Below are 17,985 nucleotides of genomic sequence, written 5' to 3'. Positions count from 1 at the left end.
GAGGTAAAGAATATGGACAATCAAGAATTTGAGAAAATATACCAAGATTATAAACAACAGGGTGAGGAACAAGCTCAGCAGGAGGTCTCAGCATCTGGAGAGCATGGAAAAGAACAAATTGTTGCTGTTCGAAAAAATGATGAGGGCGATATTATTGCATTTAAAACGAATAGCGGCAGAGAGTTAGACTACGTCACCGCAATTGATGAAGCAAAAGCAGGAAAATTGGAGCACGTCGATGTTTTTCATAAGTATGGTCGAGACATTATCCGTAGTGAACCTGATGGTATTAAAGCAAATAATCTAGATCAATTAGATACTTTTTAATGGACTGTTGAAATAGACTTCTCTAATTTTTGGAAGTCCAAATGGAGACTAACTTATGAAAAGGAATACCAAACTACATCGTGTGATTGGTATTCTTTTTTCGTGGGTATAGGAAGCAATAATCATCAAAAATAAAGGTATTCTTTAAACTAAAAAGATAGGATTTGCTTTTAAAAACTTTTAACTTGCTGATCATCAGATGATATAATAAACATAAATGATTTGGATTGTCATTACCAACTAAAGGACGTATATTTATGTATGCTGATTATTTGTCATGGCTTGAGGATGAACGAATCGAGATTATTGCTGGTGTACCTTACTTACAAGCAGCACCTGCTAGATTGCATCAGGAGGTATTATCTTCAATTACATCGCCATTTACGTTTGGTATTTGCACAGTAAATCTATCATACTTTAATGGGGCTGTTGTCAGTTATGGGCAATGCCCCTTTTATTAAGTGTTTCATAATAGGAAAGGAGCGACTAAAATGAGTCCAAAGGTAAAATTAAGTGCGATTATAGATGGAATGGAGATGCAATCAGAAGAATTTAATTCATTTTTAAATAAAGAAACAAGTGAAGTTGTATTCGTTTCAAGGAGTGCATTAATAACGGCAGAAGATGGAGATGATTTTGATCATCTTGCTGATTGGGAACAACAAGAGGTGAATACTGCTATCGATATTTTGCAATATGAAGATAAATATGCTTCACTTCCATCACAATATGAAATAGATGAGTATGACATGATGGAACAATTTTGTTTTAGTCAGGAAGATGAATCGATACAATCAGCTTTGCTAAATGCTATCCGTGGAAGAGGAGCATTTAGCAGATTCAAGGATCAGATTATCACACTTGGTGTCAGTGATGAATGGTTTACATTCCAAGAGGATTGTTACAAACAAATAGCCATTGATTTTTGTGAAAAAGAGCAGATCGACTATGTGGAATAGGAGGTACATCATTGAATGTGAACAATTTTGAACAATATATAAATGAGATCATAGTATCTCGAGGCGAAGATTACTATGAATGGGAACTTGTAAATAACATAAATGAGATTCAGTCAGGACATTTTCGTGCAATTGTCAATGGTTCAGAAGATTATCATGTACAAGTAACCCTCGATGAAAAAGGAAATATTCTTTATTCAAGTTGTGATTGTCCCTATGATTTTGGTGATATATGCAAACATGAAACAGCTGTGTTTTTTGCTTTGCGAAATAGAAATTCTGATGTTGATCGGAAAGAATCAACATTACATGAGCTTTTACAAACCTTGACAAAAAAAGAATTAATACAACTATTAGTGGAATACGCTACCGATAACCCTGTAATGGAACAAGAGCTGCGTCTTAAATATGGACCTAAAAAGAATGGCATAGCAGGAGCAAAGGAATTAATTCAGCAATATATTGAGATGGCAGAGGAAGGTGGATTTGTTAATTGGCGCAATGCCAGTCTTGCTGTAAAAGGTGCAGAGTTAGTAATAGAAAAAATGGAAGAAAGCATTGATAATCAGGAAACCAAAATAGCAGTTCTTCTCGGTGAATTAATCTTGACCGAAATGATGGATCTGCTACAATATTGTGATGATTCTGGTGGAGAAGTCGGTATGGTCGTTGACGAGACACTTGATAAAATCGATATGGCGATATTAGAAGGAGCCGATCATCTAAACGATCTAGAAAAAATAGATATTGTTCAACAACTGATAGATGCGTCAAGAAAGAATAGTTATAAAGGATGGAGTGAATGGCGATTTGCTTTACTCGAGTTTTGCGTTTCATTCTGTGATAGTATCGAATGCCGAAAAATGTTAGAAGAAGAGCTTGAACAAATCTTAGCTGAATCAAATAGTGACCGGTGGAGTGCTTCTTATGATCGTAAACAAATAAAACTGATTCAGTTGGAATTAATTGAACAATTCGAGACAGCAGAAAAACATAGATTCTTCTGAATTCAGAGAACGTGTGATCCAAGACAATTTTAATCAGGCAAACTATGAAAAAGTAATAGAACTATGTTTGGACGGCGAGAAAAAAGACAAACAATTTCTAGGACTTATACATAAATGGCAGCAATACCGGTTTCAGGCATATGAAGTAGTACAGGATGAAACGAACCAGAAATCATTAGGCATGTCCCTATTGCTAGATGGCAATTATGACTATTTTCTAATATTAAAGCAGTTATACAGTCAGGAAGAATGGTCGCAAGTTTTAGAGTATATTACCGACAATTTGTCACAAACAAGATTGAGAGGTACTATCTATGTTCGTATCTTAATAGAAGAAGGGCTAACAGATAAATTACTAACATATTGTGAGAATTCCCCTATCGAAATTGAACATCTGTATCCTCATCTAATAGAGCAGTATCCACAACGAGTAACCGAGATATTTATACAGCATATTCATTCAATGGCTGAAAGATCCTCAAATAGAAGCGCTTACCGCAATGTGTGTAAGGTAATAAAAACGTTTAGAAAAGTATGTGGGCCAGAAAGTGCTAATGTTATTATCAAAGAATTAGAAGATAGATACCCTAGAAGACCAGCATTTTTGGATGAATTGTCAAAAGTTTGAGGTAAATTTCACCCTAGACCGTATAAAAACTATGAATGAACAGTGGAGAGGTAAAGTTGAAAATATTTTTCCTTACATTATATTCGATTCTAGTATTCGGAACAGGTGTCTTACATTTTCTTCGTGAGCATAATTTCCGAAAAAATTTAATACTGATTATTACCTATCTTTAACTCGTAGTTATCGCTGCGGGTTATTCAATTTATTCATGTATTAGCTTATTTGTCTTACTGATTATGGGAAATTTTGCTTATTTATTTTTTAACTGGGTGAATAGTTTGAGTGAAAAGCATTGGGATATAAAAGAATTTAAGCACATAAAAAAGAAAAAAATATTTCAAAACAATCTTGTAATGATATTTTTCATCTTGCTGATCGGTTATTTTATTGCAAATTATTCAATCTACCGTCCTTTAAAGCTCTCCTTATAATCAAAGTAACTTCTCCTTGTACATTTGCGGAATAACGCTGAAGAACAAAAATTCGTGTAATTAACATTATACATAAAAGACTGTATAACATACCGTTATATTTATTGGCGCACGAAATACTTACGTTTACAGATTTACGATTATTCTAGCTGAATGACTATTGAGCAGAGATGGAGAATTATCTTCACCATATTAAACTTAGAATGTATTTAAAAAAGTGTTCCAACTGACAGTTATATTACCTATATAACCGATAAGATTAAGCTAGTGAGCAAGAAAGGATCCGCTTCACTTTTTATGATGAAGTAGTAAAAAAATGAAGGAGAGCGATATTGGGCAGCTCGTGTGAAGGAATGGGAAGAGAGTGGTCAAAGCGCCGCCCAATGGTGCAGAACTAAGAAATGCATATAATATAACCCGTAGCGGACACTACGGGTTATGGATAAGCGGTTCCCCCAGAGGGATCGGCTATCAAGTGTGATAGACCCTCCTAGTTACTTGTTGGGCAAATAGGGAGGTCATCTTCTTGCAATTTGTCGATTCTTATTTTACAATAAAATAAGAACGTACATTCGTATTTAGTCATCATTTCATTAGGAAAGAAGATGATGATAGTGACCATTCAAAATCCACACGATAAGTTTTTTAAAGAAACTTTTTCTGATGTGGAAGTTGCTAAATCCTTTATTCAACATTATTTGCCCACCAGTATTGTTAACCTCATTGAAGTAGAAAGTATTCAACCACAGAAAGATAGCTTCATCTCGAATGAGTTACGAGAATCTTTTTCCGATTTACTTTTTCAACTAAAACTTAATGGAAACGAAGGTTATTTACATTTGTTGTTAGAACATAAGAGCTATCCAAGTAAAACAATCGTATTTCAATTATTGAGGTACATGATCGAAATTTGGGAAGCAAAAATGGAGAAAGAAAAACAAAAAGAACTACCGATCGTTATTCCTGTCGTTATTTTTCACAGTGAAAACAAATGGACTTATCCGAAAAACTTAGGTGAAATGTTACAAGGTTTTGATGCGTTTCCTGAAGATATTAAACAATATATACCAGATTTTGCATGTATTTTGTTTGATGTGTCAAACTATGATGATGAGGATATCAAAGGCATCGCTCAACTTAAAATTATTCTAACAATTTTTCGAGATATGACCACGAAAAACAAACAAAATGCCATCAAAGCAGTTAAAAGATCTATCTATTATTTGCAACAACTAGATGATCAAGAGACAGCCATACAATACCTGGAAACATTGCTACGCTATGTGTTTCACCTAGATCGTCAGCTTACAAAAGCGGATTTTCATGATATGATAAAGTATGTAGAAAGTTCTTATTCTGAAGGGAGCGAAATAGTGATGACTTTAGCGGATTTATTCCGAGATGAAGGAAAAAGAGAAGGAAAAAAAGAGGGAATTCAAGAAGGAATGCATAAAGGAATAAAAGAAGGTTTAGCAAAAGGAAAAGCACAAGCATTAGCCAACACCGTCATTCGTCTACTCACAAAATTTGTAGCTCCAGTTCCAGAAGAATTGAATCAACAAATACAAAAACAAGATCCCGAAACATTAGAAGTAATAATCGAACATATAGATGAGTTTGACACATTAGATCAAGTTAAGCAGCATTTGAAATAATAATTCACGAATTCGTTTTCGTGGATTTTCTTTTTTTATGATGTAGGTGTCAGTCCCTTCGGAATTCAAGAGCGATATGATTGCACTTGGTTGGGACTATTTAGGGGATTTGAAAAACTATGATGCAAAGGAAGCTATTGAACGAAAAATAGCTGAGCAAAGAGCGGATATCGTTCTTTTAGGGTAAGGTCGGCTAATTCTCCCTATAGAAAGGGTGATGTTTATGAGCATGTATGATAGTTTTATGGTGCTGTTTGCTTTTCGTACTTTCTTGACTGGATGGTATAGGCGATGGTGCAGGCACCTTTATCCCATTCAATAATTGGTGGCAGTCTTTTGGTATTAGTTAGTTTTACTACTGACTTTGGATAGTATATAATGGGAAACCAAAGAAAAATAGATAGGAAGTGCCTATGAATAAAAGCAAAAAGAATGGATATAAACCAGGAAAAACACGCAATCAAGCGAAAAAAACAAATGGGAAAAAGCGCTCCGCACTGACTAATCAAAAGGGCGGCAAATTCCAAGGTAAGCCCTCGTCAACAAATAAGCATCGAGGTAATAAGAAATCTGTAACAGCAGAGGTGACCTGCACAGGCCTGACCAATGAGGGGAAAGGCATCGTTCAATGGAAAGGAAAGCAGCTAGAGGTAGAGCACCTATTGCCAGGTGAAACGGCGGAGATTACTTTGTCTACTAATGGGCGATATGTTAATACGGAATTGAAGCGGGTAATCACCTCATCAAAAGACCGAATCGAGCCAATCTGCTCCTATTTTTATGAGTGTGGCGGATGTCAGCTTCAGCATATGAACGAGGAAGCTCAGGAAGGTTTCAAACAGGAAACAATAGATCAATTGATGAAACCATTCGGTAAACCGGAACCCATTTTAACGATGGACCATCCGTATGATTACCGAAATAAGAGCAATACAACATTTGGTCTCAATCAGGACCGTCAGGTTATTGGTGGGCTATACGCTCAGAATAGTCATCAGCTTATTTCGATGGATAGGTGTCTCATTCATGATCCGAAAGCGGATGAGATCTGGCAAACGATTAAGGACATGATGAAGTCGTTTAAAATGCAGCCATATAATGAAGAAACGGGACGAGGTTTCCTGCGTCACGTACTGGTGAAAGTCGGTAAAGTCAGTGGTGAGATCATGGTGGTGCTGGTTGTGGCTTCACCTATTTTTAAGGGTAAGAATAATTTTGTAAAAGCTCTCAGGAAGGCTCACCCAGAGATTACGACCATCCTCATGAACGTGAATAACCGGGATACGAGCATGGTTCTAGGAGATCAGGAGAAAGTGTTGTTCGGTAAAGGGACTATAACTGACACTCTTTGTGGAATGAAGTTTGAAATTTCCGCGAAATCCTTCTATCAGATTAATCCGGTCCAGACGGAAAAGTTATATGCAAAAGCCATTGAAATGGCCCAGTTGACTGGAAGTGAAACCGTAATTGATGCGTACTGTGGGATCGGTACTATCGGTCTGATTGCTAGTCAAAAGGCTGGCAAAGTCATTGGAGTAGAGTTGAATAAGGATGCTGTTCGAGACGCAATCCGCAATTCAAAGCGCAACGGCGTGAAAAATGCCCGTTTCTATCAAGGCGATTCCGGGGAATTCATGATGGAGATGGCAGCACGTGGTGAGAAAGCGGATGTAGTAATTATGGATCCACCACGAAGCGGAAGTGATAAAGCTTTCTTGTCTAGTGTCGTTAAGCTTAAGCCAAAGCGTATCGTTTATGTGTCCTGCAATCCGGTGACACAGGTGCGGGATATGAGATATTTAGTAAAGAACGGATATCAGGTAAAAGGGATTCAGCCAGTGGATATGTTTCCACAGACGACGCACGTTGAGACAGTCGCGTTGATAGAGTGTAAATAGCTTGGTAGCAATGGTTTTGTAGTTTTTAGTTGAATATTGATGTGTATTTTATGTTCCCTCGGACTAACGGTTCGGGGGATTTTTTGATCCCTAGGGGTCTAACGCCATACTAGAAAATAAGGGTCACTTTATAAATAAGTGGGGACAGAAAGGTAGCGATAATCTTCTAAAAAAATATAAAACAGAACAGTTTATTGAAATCTTCAAGGAAGCTACAACATTAACAGAGTTTGATATAGATTTATACTTTAAGCTAATCGAGAAGATGACGGTATTTAAAGGACAAAAAATTATTGTAACTTTACTAGATGACACTGAAGTAGAGTGTGAAATTGAATAGAGCATTAGTATGCCGGTTGGGGTGTTTTTTCACCCTAACCGGCATTTTTTTTTTTCATTCCGTTTTATTCAAGAATTAAGTTAGCAAAAATGGTACAATTATCCTAAATGATATATATGAGATTTGAGGTGCAGAGATGAGTAGTCAAACTAAGGATACGATTATTGATTATATAGCTAGTTTAGGAGAATATGCAGCGGATCATGCTGTTGAAATAAACAATATACATAAAAGTTTAATAGAAAAAATGCACTATTTAGAAGACGATGTAGTTCGTAGTGAATTACAGAAATTAGAACAGGAGATTCTACATCAATTAAGTGAATTAGAAAAATCAATTTTACAAGTTGGAAAGCATACGAACACAAAGATTTCTTCTGCTGAGGGGAAAATCTTAAATAGTGCCTCCAAACAGATAGAAGAATTAAAGGAAATGAGGAGCCAACTATATACTCAGCTTCAACAAATTGAACGTAAAATTTCTAGTTTGAATACTCAATATCATCAAGAAATTGTCCGGAAAATTGATATTAATCAAAAAGCAGTGATGACAAAACTGGATCAGAATCATAAGAAGGTTAATCAAGATTTTAATGAGATAAACAATTACTTAGAAAGTCTGAATAAAAAAGTAAGGTTTGGTAATGTTGTTAGTACTTTAGGCTTAGGAGTATTAGTTGGATTTATTATTTATTTATACTCGATAGGTGTGATTCTGTGACGAGATTTATATTTTGTTATGAAGAGCAAATATTAATTAATGAAGGTAACAAAGAAAAAGTATGTGAAAATTATTGTGTGAAAAATATCAATAGTCGCTATTATTTCGGAGAAAAAGCCAGTGAACTTCACCGTGTGTGGCCAAATTTGATAAGAATGCATTTTAATAAAGCAATTAGACAAGCATCAACATTAGAGGAAAGAAGTCAATTAGTAAGAAATTTTCTTAATCAAAACATCGATGGTACTGATCGCCATGTTTTCATAATGCCTAGAGATATTATTGAGATTATTGAGAAAGAACAAAAAGAAATTATAGATGAATTTTCTGATCGGGTTCTTTTGCAAGGTTTCGGGATGTTCTACTCGAAAATTACTAAAAATGTTAAAAAGGAAAGCATTACTTATACGATTCATGTATACCAAGGGCTTGAAGGAATCGAGGGAGTATTGTCAGAGATGAAGCCAGGAGGAGAATTAAAAGTAATTTCTGAGATTTATGTTAAGCCATCGAATCAAAGTATTATCCTGAATAAAGTAATAGAACATCTATATAAACAAGTACAACAATCAAGTAGTGTTAAGTTGTATATCAAAACTGGAAATGAATTAACGAAAAAATTTCCTTATCTACCTATTTTGGAACAGAAAGATGAGGATTTTAATTTCACATTCAATTCAAGTGACTTTAATGACGATACAGGGTCATATGAAATGAATGAATTACAATACGACCTTAAATTGCTTGCAAATCATTTAATAGAAAGATTACCAAATGAAAAGTATAAAAGTTTATTTTCTAGTATTATTTATTCGTTTAATAAGGTTGCCATAAAGGACCAAGAATTTGTTCTCGAACAATTAAAAAATGTCATTTTGAAGAATTCGAGAATTACAGATGATGACTTAGAGAAGTTAAGAAATATCTTTCTACTGAGGAAGTCTTCAACTTATAAGGTAGGGTTTATCAGTCCATTTTCTTACGGCAAATCATCATTAATTAATGGACTTCTTGGTAAGTCTCTATTAAAGGCTGATATTCGAGCAGAAACTGCTGTTGTAACTCATGTTACATATGCAGATGAATATTCTCTATTTTTTGTAAATAATGAAGAAATAATAGCTGACCGTTTTGATACAATCGATCAGTTTAAGGAAGAAGTGGATAAAATTACAAGTGTCCATACTGCTGATGAAACTTTGCAGCACTTATATTTAACCTTACCTTATGATACAAGATATCCCTCAATTGAGTGGATAGATACACCGGGATTGTTTGCTAAACATGAGTATCATAATCAGGTAACTGATGAGGCAATTGAAGGTTTAGATTTAGTTGTGTACGTGTTTGATCCCACAAAAATTGGAGAAAAGCCTTTTACTAAAAAAATAAAGGAGTACACAGAAATTATTGGAGAAGAAAATACTATATTTGCAATTGGAAAAAGAGATTCTGTAGTTGATTCGTTAGAGTTAATAGAACAAGAATTAAGACAACATTTACCGAAAAGTCAGGAAAAAAGAGATATTGTTAGTGCCTCTGGGTATTTTGCATTAAGGGCTAGACAGTATAAATCTGGACAGCTTGAGTTAGTGGACCTTCAAAAAGATTATTTAATATATGCACATTATAAAGAAGATTCATACTCGGGGAAACGCTTAGAAGCACATCATATTGATAGGGTGTTAGAAATGAGCAATATTGGTACTCTAGAAAGAGTTATTTATAAAAAAGTAAGAAAGTGGCTTAAAGAGGAGGGAGTTTATGAAAATAGTATTGTTTTACGATAATGAAATGTATGTTGAAATATGGAAGTGCATTATGGATTGTCTAGTAGACCAGGATTCAACTACTGTGACATACACTTCCTTATTTGACCAATATAAAATGGAGGGTTCGTTTTTTTCTTTTTTTCTATTAACACCGCAACAAGCTACATCAATGCCTTTATTAGAAAAAGTAGAAGCTTTAATGAAAGCTGGAGCACATGAAAAAAGTATGTTGTTTATTATTAATGATAAAGATCAAGTGAGCCTAGAGGAAAGAGAAGTTATTACTACAGAAGTATGTAAGACCCTAGGAAAATATATATTTAGTCCAGAAATACTTTGGACTGCTAGCCATGGATATCACTTGTATCAAACATATAAAAAAAATCATGAAGATGAAGAGTTAAAAAGAGAGCTGAGATATACTTATTGGAACACTGAAGGAGAGCCTCTAACTTTACAAGATATGATGAAAAACCAAGAAATGACACTCGTTATTGAAGACTCTGGTATTCCAGCGTTAACTGAGTTTATTGAAAATCAGATGCTTCTCTTTCCACAGAGAGCAAACAGGAGAGATCCGAGCAAAAAACATGTGTTGTTACTAGGAGATAACCGATTAATTAGAGATGCGCTTGCAGAACAAGATAATTTGGTTATACATAAAGTAGAAAATTTTAACCAATTGGAACAGGAAGCGATGCCGCATGACTGTATTTTGATTGTTACTTCTCATGAGCAAGTAGAGTTGCTTGATTATGAAAAGTTAAATAGTTTTTCTTCTGTCACAGTCTTAATAGATGGAGGTAATCAACGAAATGTCTGGGAGATACACTCTGATGAGGCTTCACAACTAACTGTTAAACATCCTTACCTTAAGTTTATAGAGGTTTGTTCATACTATGTAGAGTGTTTAAAGGTTAAAAAGACTCCTGAAGAATTAATTGACGATCCATTTATTGTAATTCGTGGCCAACATGGATTTCCAATTTATAAAGTTGAAGTATCTGACTGGGATGAAGCATTGTTGAATGAAAGTGGAATTCCAAATGTTATTAAAGCTATTTCATAAAACTAAAGAAATAACTATACATCTTTGAATCGATAGGAGGAAAAAAGGTTGTTAAAAGAATTTGCAATTAAAAAAGAATTTACATTACAACAAGCAAATAAGGTAGTTAATGATGAGAATATTGTCAATGAAGTGTTAAAAGAATCTGGTTTAAAGGAGAAGGTAAATAGATTAGAACAAGGCTTGTTTCGCATTGCACTTGTTGCCCCTTTTTCAGCAGGGAAGTCAACATTTATTAACGGCTTGATAGGGAAAGATTTACTTTCAGTAAATATCTTAGCTGAAACAGCCGCAATTACTGTCATTAAATATAGTGAGGAAAAACGTATTGAAATTCATTATAAAGATGGTACTAAGGATATCTTTCCTACTGATGGATCTGAACCAACAGATGAAGAATTAAAGCAGTTTTTAAAAATAAAAACTGCTGTTCAGCGTAAAGATGGGGAAACAGTGGAAATATTTGAAGAAAAAATCGATAAAGTAGAAGTGTATTGGGATCTGCCAATCTGTGAAGATGGAGTAGAGTTAGTTGATACACCCGGATTGTTCTCTGCATATGATCAGCATAGTCAATTGACGAATAATATTCTTCCTACTATTAATGCTGTTCTGTTTGTAGTGGAGCCCCACCAAGTCGGTCAGAAACATTTCATGGAAGTTATACAAGATAGAGTAGAAGAAGCCAAAAATAGTCGCTTAGAAGAAGAAGGGCGTCATATCTTCTTTATTATTAATAAAATCGATAAATACCCAACTGAAGAAGTGGAAAAGGCTGAGAAAGAACTTATAAATATCTTAAAGCCTATTTTAGCTGTTCCAAACATTTTTAAAGTGTCTTCATACTTTGCCGTAAAAGCAAGAATGTTTAAAAATAATGAAATAAGTATAGATGAAATACAAAAGGATACACAGATCCGTTTCACAGATGAAGAAGGATTTCCTGTGGCAGGAAGAGGCATACAAGAACAACACATTCCGGAGATATTAAATATTAGTAATTTTTTACCTTTAGAAAAAGCACTATCGGATTACTTATCTGAAAAGAATGATTTTCTTATTTCAGACGTACTTAATACTATACAAATTTTATTTGATAGAGAGATAGAAGGGCTAAAGCAAAGCATTGAAATTCAAAATAATGCAGGCGATGAAAAGCGTGAATATTATATTGAACGACTAGCTGAGTTAAAAGATTCCTTTGGCGAAATGCTACATAATATTCAAGATGATATTGAGGAAACAATTCATTTTGATTTATTTGGCAGTTCATCATCTTCTGGAGGATTAAAAGAAATATCAGAGAAAATTGAAGATGAAGAAGCTGAGAAATACGCCTTAGATCTTGAAGAGTATGCAGGGAAGTTTTGGAATACAAAATCTGTTTTCCTAGATGAGGACAATGCAGTAGAAATGATGAACGAAGTCGCAGATAAAATAAATTCAAAAATCAACATATTTCGTCGTCAATTAACCAAAAATTCTTTTGATCAAATTGAACAACGTGTTAAGAAAACTGCTAATAAAGTTGTAAACCTTTTTGAGCAATTTGAAGTAGAAGTTAATAAGTCCTTTGAGGACAAACTGGACTTATCAAAGAAAGACCATACATCATTTCTGGATGTAAATGCTTTATTAGAGAAATTACGTTATGATCTTGAAAAGAATTTTTCAAAAACATTAATTAAAATTTCTAAAAAACTAGAAAATGAAATTGCTAACGCTAGAAGAAATCGAGTATCCTATCGTGATAAGCCAGGTGTATGGAACTGGTTTAAATCATGGTTTGGGAAACAGGATACAGAGCGCATGTTTGATGAAGTTGGCTTTCGAAAGGATGTCTCAAAAAAGGTTCGTCAAATGGTTCAAGATGGTGCAGCTACTTTAAGAGAGGAAGCAAGTGAAATTGCACAATATATTTTAGATGAAAGTATTCGTGAGATAATTGAAAACTTTCAACATACTATCGCTGAACGTATATCTTCTTATAACAGCTGGCGAAAGCGAATGCTTAAAGGAATTGAGAAAGACTTAGCTGAAATAGAGCAAACAAAAGAAGAAGTAATTCTGCAATACGAAGATAGAATAAAAGAACTCCAAGAAAAGAAAGTAATGCTAAGAGAAGAAGAAGTAAATTTTATGATTAATACACTCGAATTAGCGGAAAAAGAGGTGGCTGCAAATGTCGATTAATTTTTCTAATTTCAAAACTAATGTCTCGGTTTGGTTGGATCGCCAATATAGTCAATTTGAAAATGAATTTCAAAAGAGAAACGCATCAGAATATGAGAGTTTAATAAAAAAAGAGAAGCTTACAGTAAATAATTATATTCGGAGTCTTATTGATGAAATTAACTTTACAGTGCGCAATGACTTAAAAGATAAGTTTGATTTTAAGGAAGTACGAAGATTATATGAAGAATATCAGTCAATGACTAAACCTTACAATCTCTCATTAATGGAATACAAAGTTGGTGCTATACCAAAAAAAGATTCAGTTTTTGAGCGTATTCCTGCAGACTCTGAAAAAGCTCAAACAGGAAAAGGGCATTCAGTTCAAAGAAATAAAGAACAAAATATGATTATAGGAGCAAGTGTTGGAGGCCTTTTAGGAGCGGGTATTGGATTTAAGGCAGTAAACCCATTAATGTTTAAAATGATTACAACACCGACGGGACTATTTTTAGGAGCAATAGTAGGTGGATATATAGCTCTACAATTGTTGCCTGAAATTGAAAGTAATAAAAAACCTAATCAAGCAGTATCTGTACAGACAAAAACTAAAAATCAGTCTTATAAAGAAGTGGCAATTACTGAAGAAACTAATGTACAGAAGACACAGTCAATTAATAAAGTCTTACAAGAAAGAAAAATTCGAGTAGGAAGAAAATTAAATGACATTGTTGATCATATGGAACAAAATTATAAAAAACTTTTAGCAACTGCTAATGAATAAGGGGGGGGACCAGGGTGATTTCAAATAGTGATAAACAAAAAATTCACAATCATTTAAAAGCACTCGCATCTCCAATAAATCCACAGATTGATTCTGGGCGGACGAAAATTCAACGTCCCCCTTTTCACTGGTTGAAAATTGCAGAAATCAAAGTGGATCACGTAGAACATGATGACATTCTAATGGAGATTAAAAACCGCTGCAAACAATTTACGCATGCTTTAGTAGGTATACGTGAATATGTTTATTTACGGTTATCAAATACGGAACATTTTACTGTTTGTGTTGAAGTAGGAATTGGTGGACCTAAACGTTCAGAAAATGAAATAGTTGGAATTTTCGAGGGGGCTTTTCCAGGAGCTAATCTAAACATCTCAACAACCAGAGAACTAATTAACTCCTATAGTTATAGTGCAGCAGCAATTGGAATTCCTCCAAAGTTGGATTATGAGGAATTGTCTTCATCGTGGTTGAATCATTTGTTTTCTGCTTTGAAAGGACATGTATTTTCACTCGTCATATGTGCAGCACCACTTGACCAAGAAGAAGTCCTGGAAGGAAAAAAAAGGATTTCCCAAGAGAGAGATACGTTTTTTACTAATAAAAAACTTTCCACCTCAAATGGAACATCAAACATGGTTCAAGAAGGAGAAAACACCAATGATAATAGTGGATTTAATGTTCTAATTAAAAGTTCAGGTGACTCTAAGGGCTACACTCATTCGAAGTCCGAAACGGTGACTAAAGACGACACTTATGAATTCGAATCAAGTGATACGGCACGTTACCTCGATTTACTTGATCAACAACTTGATCGTTATGACAATGGCCAATCGATAGGTATGTGGCAAACTGCTATTTATTTTGCAACGAGTGAAGAAGGTAACTTAGATAAAATTGCATCTTCTATATCTAGTTCCTTGCATAATGAAGAAGGGGTACACCCTTTTACATTTGTTAAAAATGAAAAAGTTTTGGATCTTTTAGCTCGCTGTGAAATTCCGGGAGATGATTCTTCAGAAGATTTACTTAGAGGAAAGCTGAGCAAATTAACATCTGTCATAACTACCGATGAACTAGCAAGCTTATTTGTCTTACCATCTATGGAACTACCAGGCTATCAAATATCATCTGTATATGATTCTACGGTGAATGTCCCGCAAACAGGAGGGGAAATTCCATTAGGAAGAGTGTTACACCGTAGTAAAGAAATCAATCAAAATTTTGGAATAACACCTGAACAATTAAATAAACATGCATTAATTACTGGCATCACCGGGAGTGGCAAAACTAACACAATCTATTCCTTGCTCGACTCTTTTCATTTACCGTTTTTAATTATTGAGCCGACAAAGCAGGAATATCGTCATCTTCTCAATAAGTTTGAAACATTAAGAGTGTATACTTTAGGGAATGAGAGGGTTTCACCGATTCGTTTAAATCCTTTTTATTTTCCAGAAGGTATCTCACTATTAACTCATATTGATTCACTAAAAGCAGTATTCACATCATCATTTTCTATGTATGCTTCGATGCCGAATATCTTAGAGCAATGTTTGTACAATATTTATTTAAAAAAAGGATGGAGCCTACATCATTCTACGAATATATATGGAAAAACGCATGAAGAAGCTAAAGAATTTTTCCCAACAATTAAGGATTTATACGAAGAAGTTGATGAATATCTGAGTAAATCAGGCTATGCAGAAGAACAAAAATCTAATATACGTGCTGCTTTATTAACCAGGTTAAAAAGTTTAATGGTTGGAAGTAAGGGTCTAATGCTAAATACAACAGAGTGTACTGATTTTTCAGAATTACTCTCTACTTCCACTGTCCTAGAGCTTGAAGAGATAGCGGATGATGATGATAAGGCTCTTATTATGGGTGTATTATTTATTCGGTTAGCCCAACAACTAAAAATCTCACGTACAAATAGCCAAATTGATAATGACCTTAAGCATATAACCATTGTAGAAGAAGCCCATCGTATTTTTAGTAACCAAGAGGGAAAATCAGAAAGTCAAGAAACAGCCAATATAAAAGGGAAGGCTGTTGAACATTTCTCAAATGTGCTAAGTGAAATTCGCTCAATGGGTGAAGGAATGGTTATTATTGACCAAGTACCAACAAAGCTGGCTCCTGACGCTATTAAGAATACAAACTTAAAAATTGTACATCGTATTGTAAGTGTTGATGATGCTGAACATATGGCACAAGCTTTAGCGATGAAGCCAGACCAAACAGAATTTTTCACTAGACTTAAAAAAGGAGAAGCCTTTGTCTTTCAAGAAGGAATGGATAAGCCAGCACATGTGAAAATGTTTCCTATCAAGAGCACTCAGTCATTTGTACGTGAAGATGAAATTATGAAAGCTGCGATGGAGTATAATGCTTTTGTCACAAACAGTCCTGGTATCCATCCTTTTGCAGAGTTAATGATGGAGCAGGATCTATACGCAATGAAAAAAATTGTTGAAGTAGGAAAGAAATTGTATCATAGCCTAATCTTTGGAGAACTTAGCTCAATTCAATCATATTTAATATATACGGAAAAACAATTACTTTCAATCGCGTATCAAAATGGCTTTGATGTAAATGAAGAAGATCAAGTTCATTTCCTCCAATCAGTAATTCAATTGATGATTGGTCGCTTAATTGAGACAGATCTTTACTTTTCAAAAATACATCGGATTCGCACAAAAGTGCATTATTTCTTGAAACTATTAACAAAGGATCGTAAATATATTTGGTCTGAAAGAGAAATTCAATTGTTAGAGCTAAGGCGTAAGGAATTAATTTACCCTTTACTAGAAGAAGCAACGCGGAGGCAACTATATGAAGAAAGGACAGCTCAATGTTTATGGAGTAGGCCTTCCGCAATTAACGGACAAGCTTATAAAATAGCTAGTAACATGATGGAGAATGGTATTTTTGAAAAAGTTCAAACAAATGTGGATCAATCGGCAATGGAGCATTTATATCAATCAGTAAAACAAGAATTACAAACTTATATGATTCATCCAATTATGAGTTCTCCACAAGACGCTCTATTGCTCTCAAAAGTCTTGGTGCTTCTAATTCAAGGATCAAAAAAAGCAAAAGAAATACAATATGTGATGGATTCTTTTATTGAAAAGGAGATGGAAAAATGGGTGGTGGAGTATCAGCTGCAGTTTTAGAAAAAATAACAGAGGCTTCTGTAGAATTGCAAAAGTCTATCGAAGGTTTGGTTAAAAGTGTCGAATCATCAATTGAATCCGAACAAGCCCAAGGAGTATATGAAGGATTAGAACAAGAAGTAAACGAGAGTTTTGTTCCTTTAAAAAACGAGTTAGGTGAAACAGTAATTGAGGTTCCACCGGCAGAAAAACAACTATATGATGAGATTGGAGTTGACTACGAGAATATCAACGGAATGGATGTATATGTTCGCAACGATATAGATCCTAATCAAACTGACGCACTAGGAAGAACGAACCTTGAAAGGATGGAACAAGGATTAGCTCCATTAGATGAAACAGGACAATCAATTGAGTTGCATCATATTCGTCAAAATCCTGAAGGTCCCCTTGTTGAATTAAAAAGTGTTGAACATGAAGGTAATTTCGAATTGCTCCATCCAAATCTAGAGAGTCCATCTGCCATTGACCGTGGGGAATTTGCAAAGATTCGTGCGGAACATTGGAAAGCGCGGGCAGAAATGATTAAAGCAGGAGGAATGGTATAATGAATCATGATAAGCTTCGTAAATTAATACAGGAAAAACGTGATGCCTCTTATTTCTTCGGTACTGTTGATGATGCAACAATAAAAAAAGCTGAAGAAAAGCTTGATTTAAAGTTTCCAAAAGAATACCGTGAATTTCTTGGAGAGTATGGATGTGGAAATATAGGACCGATAGAAATTTTTGGGTTAGGACCAAGTGTGGAAAGTGTACCAAATGTAGAGTGGGTTATAAAGAATTTGCGAGAAACGAGAGACCTACCCAATTATTTAATTCCTGTTGAAAACATAGGAGATGGTTCTTATGCAGTATTGTCTTCTGCAAGTTCAAGCAAACATGGTGTTATGGAGGGGATCGTCCTACAATGGAATTCTAGGGTGAATGATCCCCAGAAAATAGCAAATAACTTTGGAGAGTATTTACAAGAACGTTTGTTGAACACATGACTTAGAAAAAAACAGGGACTACATAATGGTGTGGTTCCTGTTTTAACGA

At 34.7% G+C, this 17,985-nt stretch carries 15 protein-coding genes and 1 pseudogene; all 16 read left to right on the top strand.

Translation table 11 applies throughout. The annotated features are described in order from the left end of the window. The first annotated feature begins 12 nt into the window (after positions 1-12). The 16 genes and pseudogenes from D569_RS0115015 to D569_RS0114940 all read left to right on the top strand — a co-directional run bounded on the left by D569_RS0115015 (position 13) and on the right by D569_RS0114940 (position 17,936). A complete protein-coding gene (locus D569_RS0115015) occupies positions 13-327 on the top strand; it encodes a DUF3892 domain-containing protein (RefSeq protein ID WP_018933259.1) in 315 nt (104 codons plus the stop codon). Between the two features lie 257 nt (positions 328-584). Next, a complete protein-coding gene (locus D569_RS0115010; protein ID WP_018933258.1) occupies positions 585-788 on the top strand; it encodes a hypothetical protein in 204 nt (67 codons plus the stop codon). Between the two features lie 30 nt (positions 789-818). Continuing rightward, the gene (locus tag D569_RS0115005) at positions 819-1,286 is read left to right on the top strand and encodes a UPF0158 family protein (RefSeq protein ID WP_018933257.1); all 468 of its coding nucleotides are present in this window, start codon (positions 819-821) and stop codon (positions 1,284-1,286) included. Between the two features lie 17 nt (positions 1,287-1,303). Beyond that, entirely contained in the window at positions 1,304-2,293 is a 990-nt protein-coding gene (locus D569_RS0115000; RefSeq protein WP_342662690.1) for an SWIM zinc finger family protein, read from the top strand. After that, positions 2,253-2,921, top strand: coding sequence for a hypothetical protein (locus D569_RS0114995; RefSeq protein WP_026287351.1), 669 nt, complete (start codon positions 2,253-2,255; stop codon positions 2,919-2,921). The genes D569_RS0115000 and D569_RS0114995 overlap by 41 nt, the downstream gene beginning before the upstream one ends. Positions 2,922-3,685: 764 nt before the next feature. Then, positions 3,686-3,763, top strand: a pseudogene (locus D569_RS25150) (IS66 family insertion sequence element accessory protein TnpA); the annotation flags it as partial. Positions 3,764-3,957: 194 nt separating this feature from the next. After that, positions 3,958-5,007 carry an Rpn family recombination-promoting nuclease/putative transposase gene (locus tag D569_RS0114990; protein ID WP_245548511.1) on the top strand — a complete coding sequence of 350 codons (1,050 nt, stop codon included), beginning with the start codon at positions 3,958-3,960 and terminating at the stop codon, positions 5,005-5,007. 413 nt (positions 5,008-5,420) lie between these two features. Continuing rightward, complete coding sequence (gene rlmD, locus D569_RS0114980) at positions 5,421-6,905, top strand: 23S rRNA (uracil(1939)-C(5))-methyltransferase RlmD (RefSeq protein WP_018933254.1); 1,485 nt, start codon at positions 5,421-5,423, stop codon at positions 6,903-6,905. Between the two features lie 476 nt (positions 6,906-7,381). After that, positions 7,382-7,966: a hypothetical protein gene (locus D569_RS0114975; protein ID WP_018933253.1), complete on the top strand. Its 585-nt coding sequence runs from the start codon at positions 7,382-7,384 to the stop codon at positions 7,964-7,966. Further along, positions 7,963-9,756 carry a dynamin family protein gene (locus D569_RS0114970; protein WP_018933252.1) on the top strand — a complete coding sequence of 598 codons (1,794 nt, stop codon included), beginning with the start codon at positions 7,963-7,965 and terminating at the stop codon, positions 9,754-9,756. The genes D569_RS0114975 and D569_RS0114970 overlap by 4 nt, the downstream gene beginning before the upstream one ends. Continuing rightward, positions 9,731-10,807, top strand: a complete 1,077-nt coding sequence (locus D569_RS0114965; RefSeq protein ID WP_018933251.1) for a hypothetical protein — start codon at positions 9,731-9,733, stop codon at positions 10,805-10,807. The genes D569_RS0114970 and D569_RS0114965 overlap by 26 nt, the downstream gene beginning before the upstream one ends. Positions 10,808-10,855: 48 nt before the next feature. Then, positions 10,856-13,000, top strand: a complete 2,145-nt coding sequence (locus D569_RS0114960) for a dynamin family protein (RefSeq protein WP_018933250.1) — start codon at positions 10,856-10,858, stop codon at positions 12,998-13,000. Next, positions 12,990-13,763, top strand: coding sequence for a hypothetical protein (locus D569_RS0114955; RefSeq protein ID WP_018933249.1), 774 nt, complete (start codon positions 12,990-12,992; stop codon positions 13,761-13,763). The genes D569_RS0114960 and D569_RS0114955 overlap by 11 nt, the downstream gene beginning before the upstream one ends. A 14-nt stretch (positions 13,764-13,777) precedes the next feature. Next, the gene (locus D569_RS22985) at positions 13,778-16,945 is read left to right on the top strand and encodes an ATP-binding protein (RefSeq protein WP_018933248.1); all 3,168 of its coding nucleotides are present in this window, start codon (positions 13,778-13,780) and stop codon (positions 16,943-16,945) included. After that, on the top strand, positions 16,915-17,493 hold the full coding sequence (locus D569_RS22980; RefSeq protein WP_018933247.1) for an HNH/ENDO VII family nuclease: 579 nt from the start codon (positions 16,915-16,917) through the stop codon (positions 17,491-17,493). The genes D569_RS22985 and D569_RS22980 overlap by 31 nt, the downstream gene beginning before the upstream one ends. Further along, positions 17,493-17,936, top strand: a complete 444-nt coding sequence (locus tag D569_RS0114940; protein WP_018933246.1) for an SMI1/KNR4 family protein — start codon at positions 17,493-17,495, stop codon at positions 17,934-17,936. The genes D569_RS22980 and D569_RS0114940 overlap by 1 nt, the downstream gene beginning before the upstream one ends. The last annotated feature ends 49 nt before the right edge of the window (positions 17,937-17,985 follow it).

Origin of the sequence: Gracilibacillus lacisalsi DSM 19029 (assembly GCF_000377765.1) — a bacterium.
GTDB lineage: Bacteria > Bacillota > Bacilli > Bacillales > Amphibacillaceae > Gracilibacillus > Gracilibacillus lacisalsi.
Note: the sequence above shows the minus strand (reverse complement) of the source record. Positions and strands in the feature narration are given on the sequence as shown.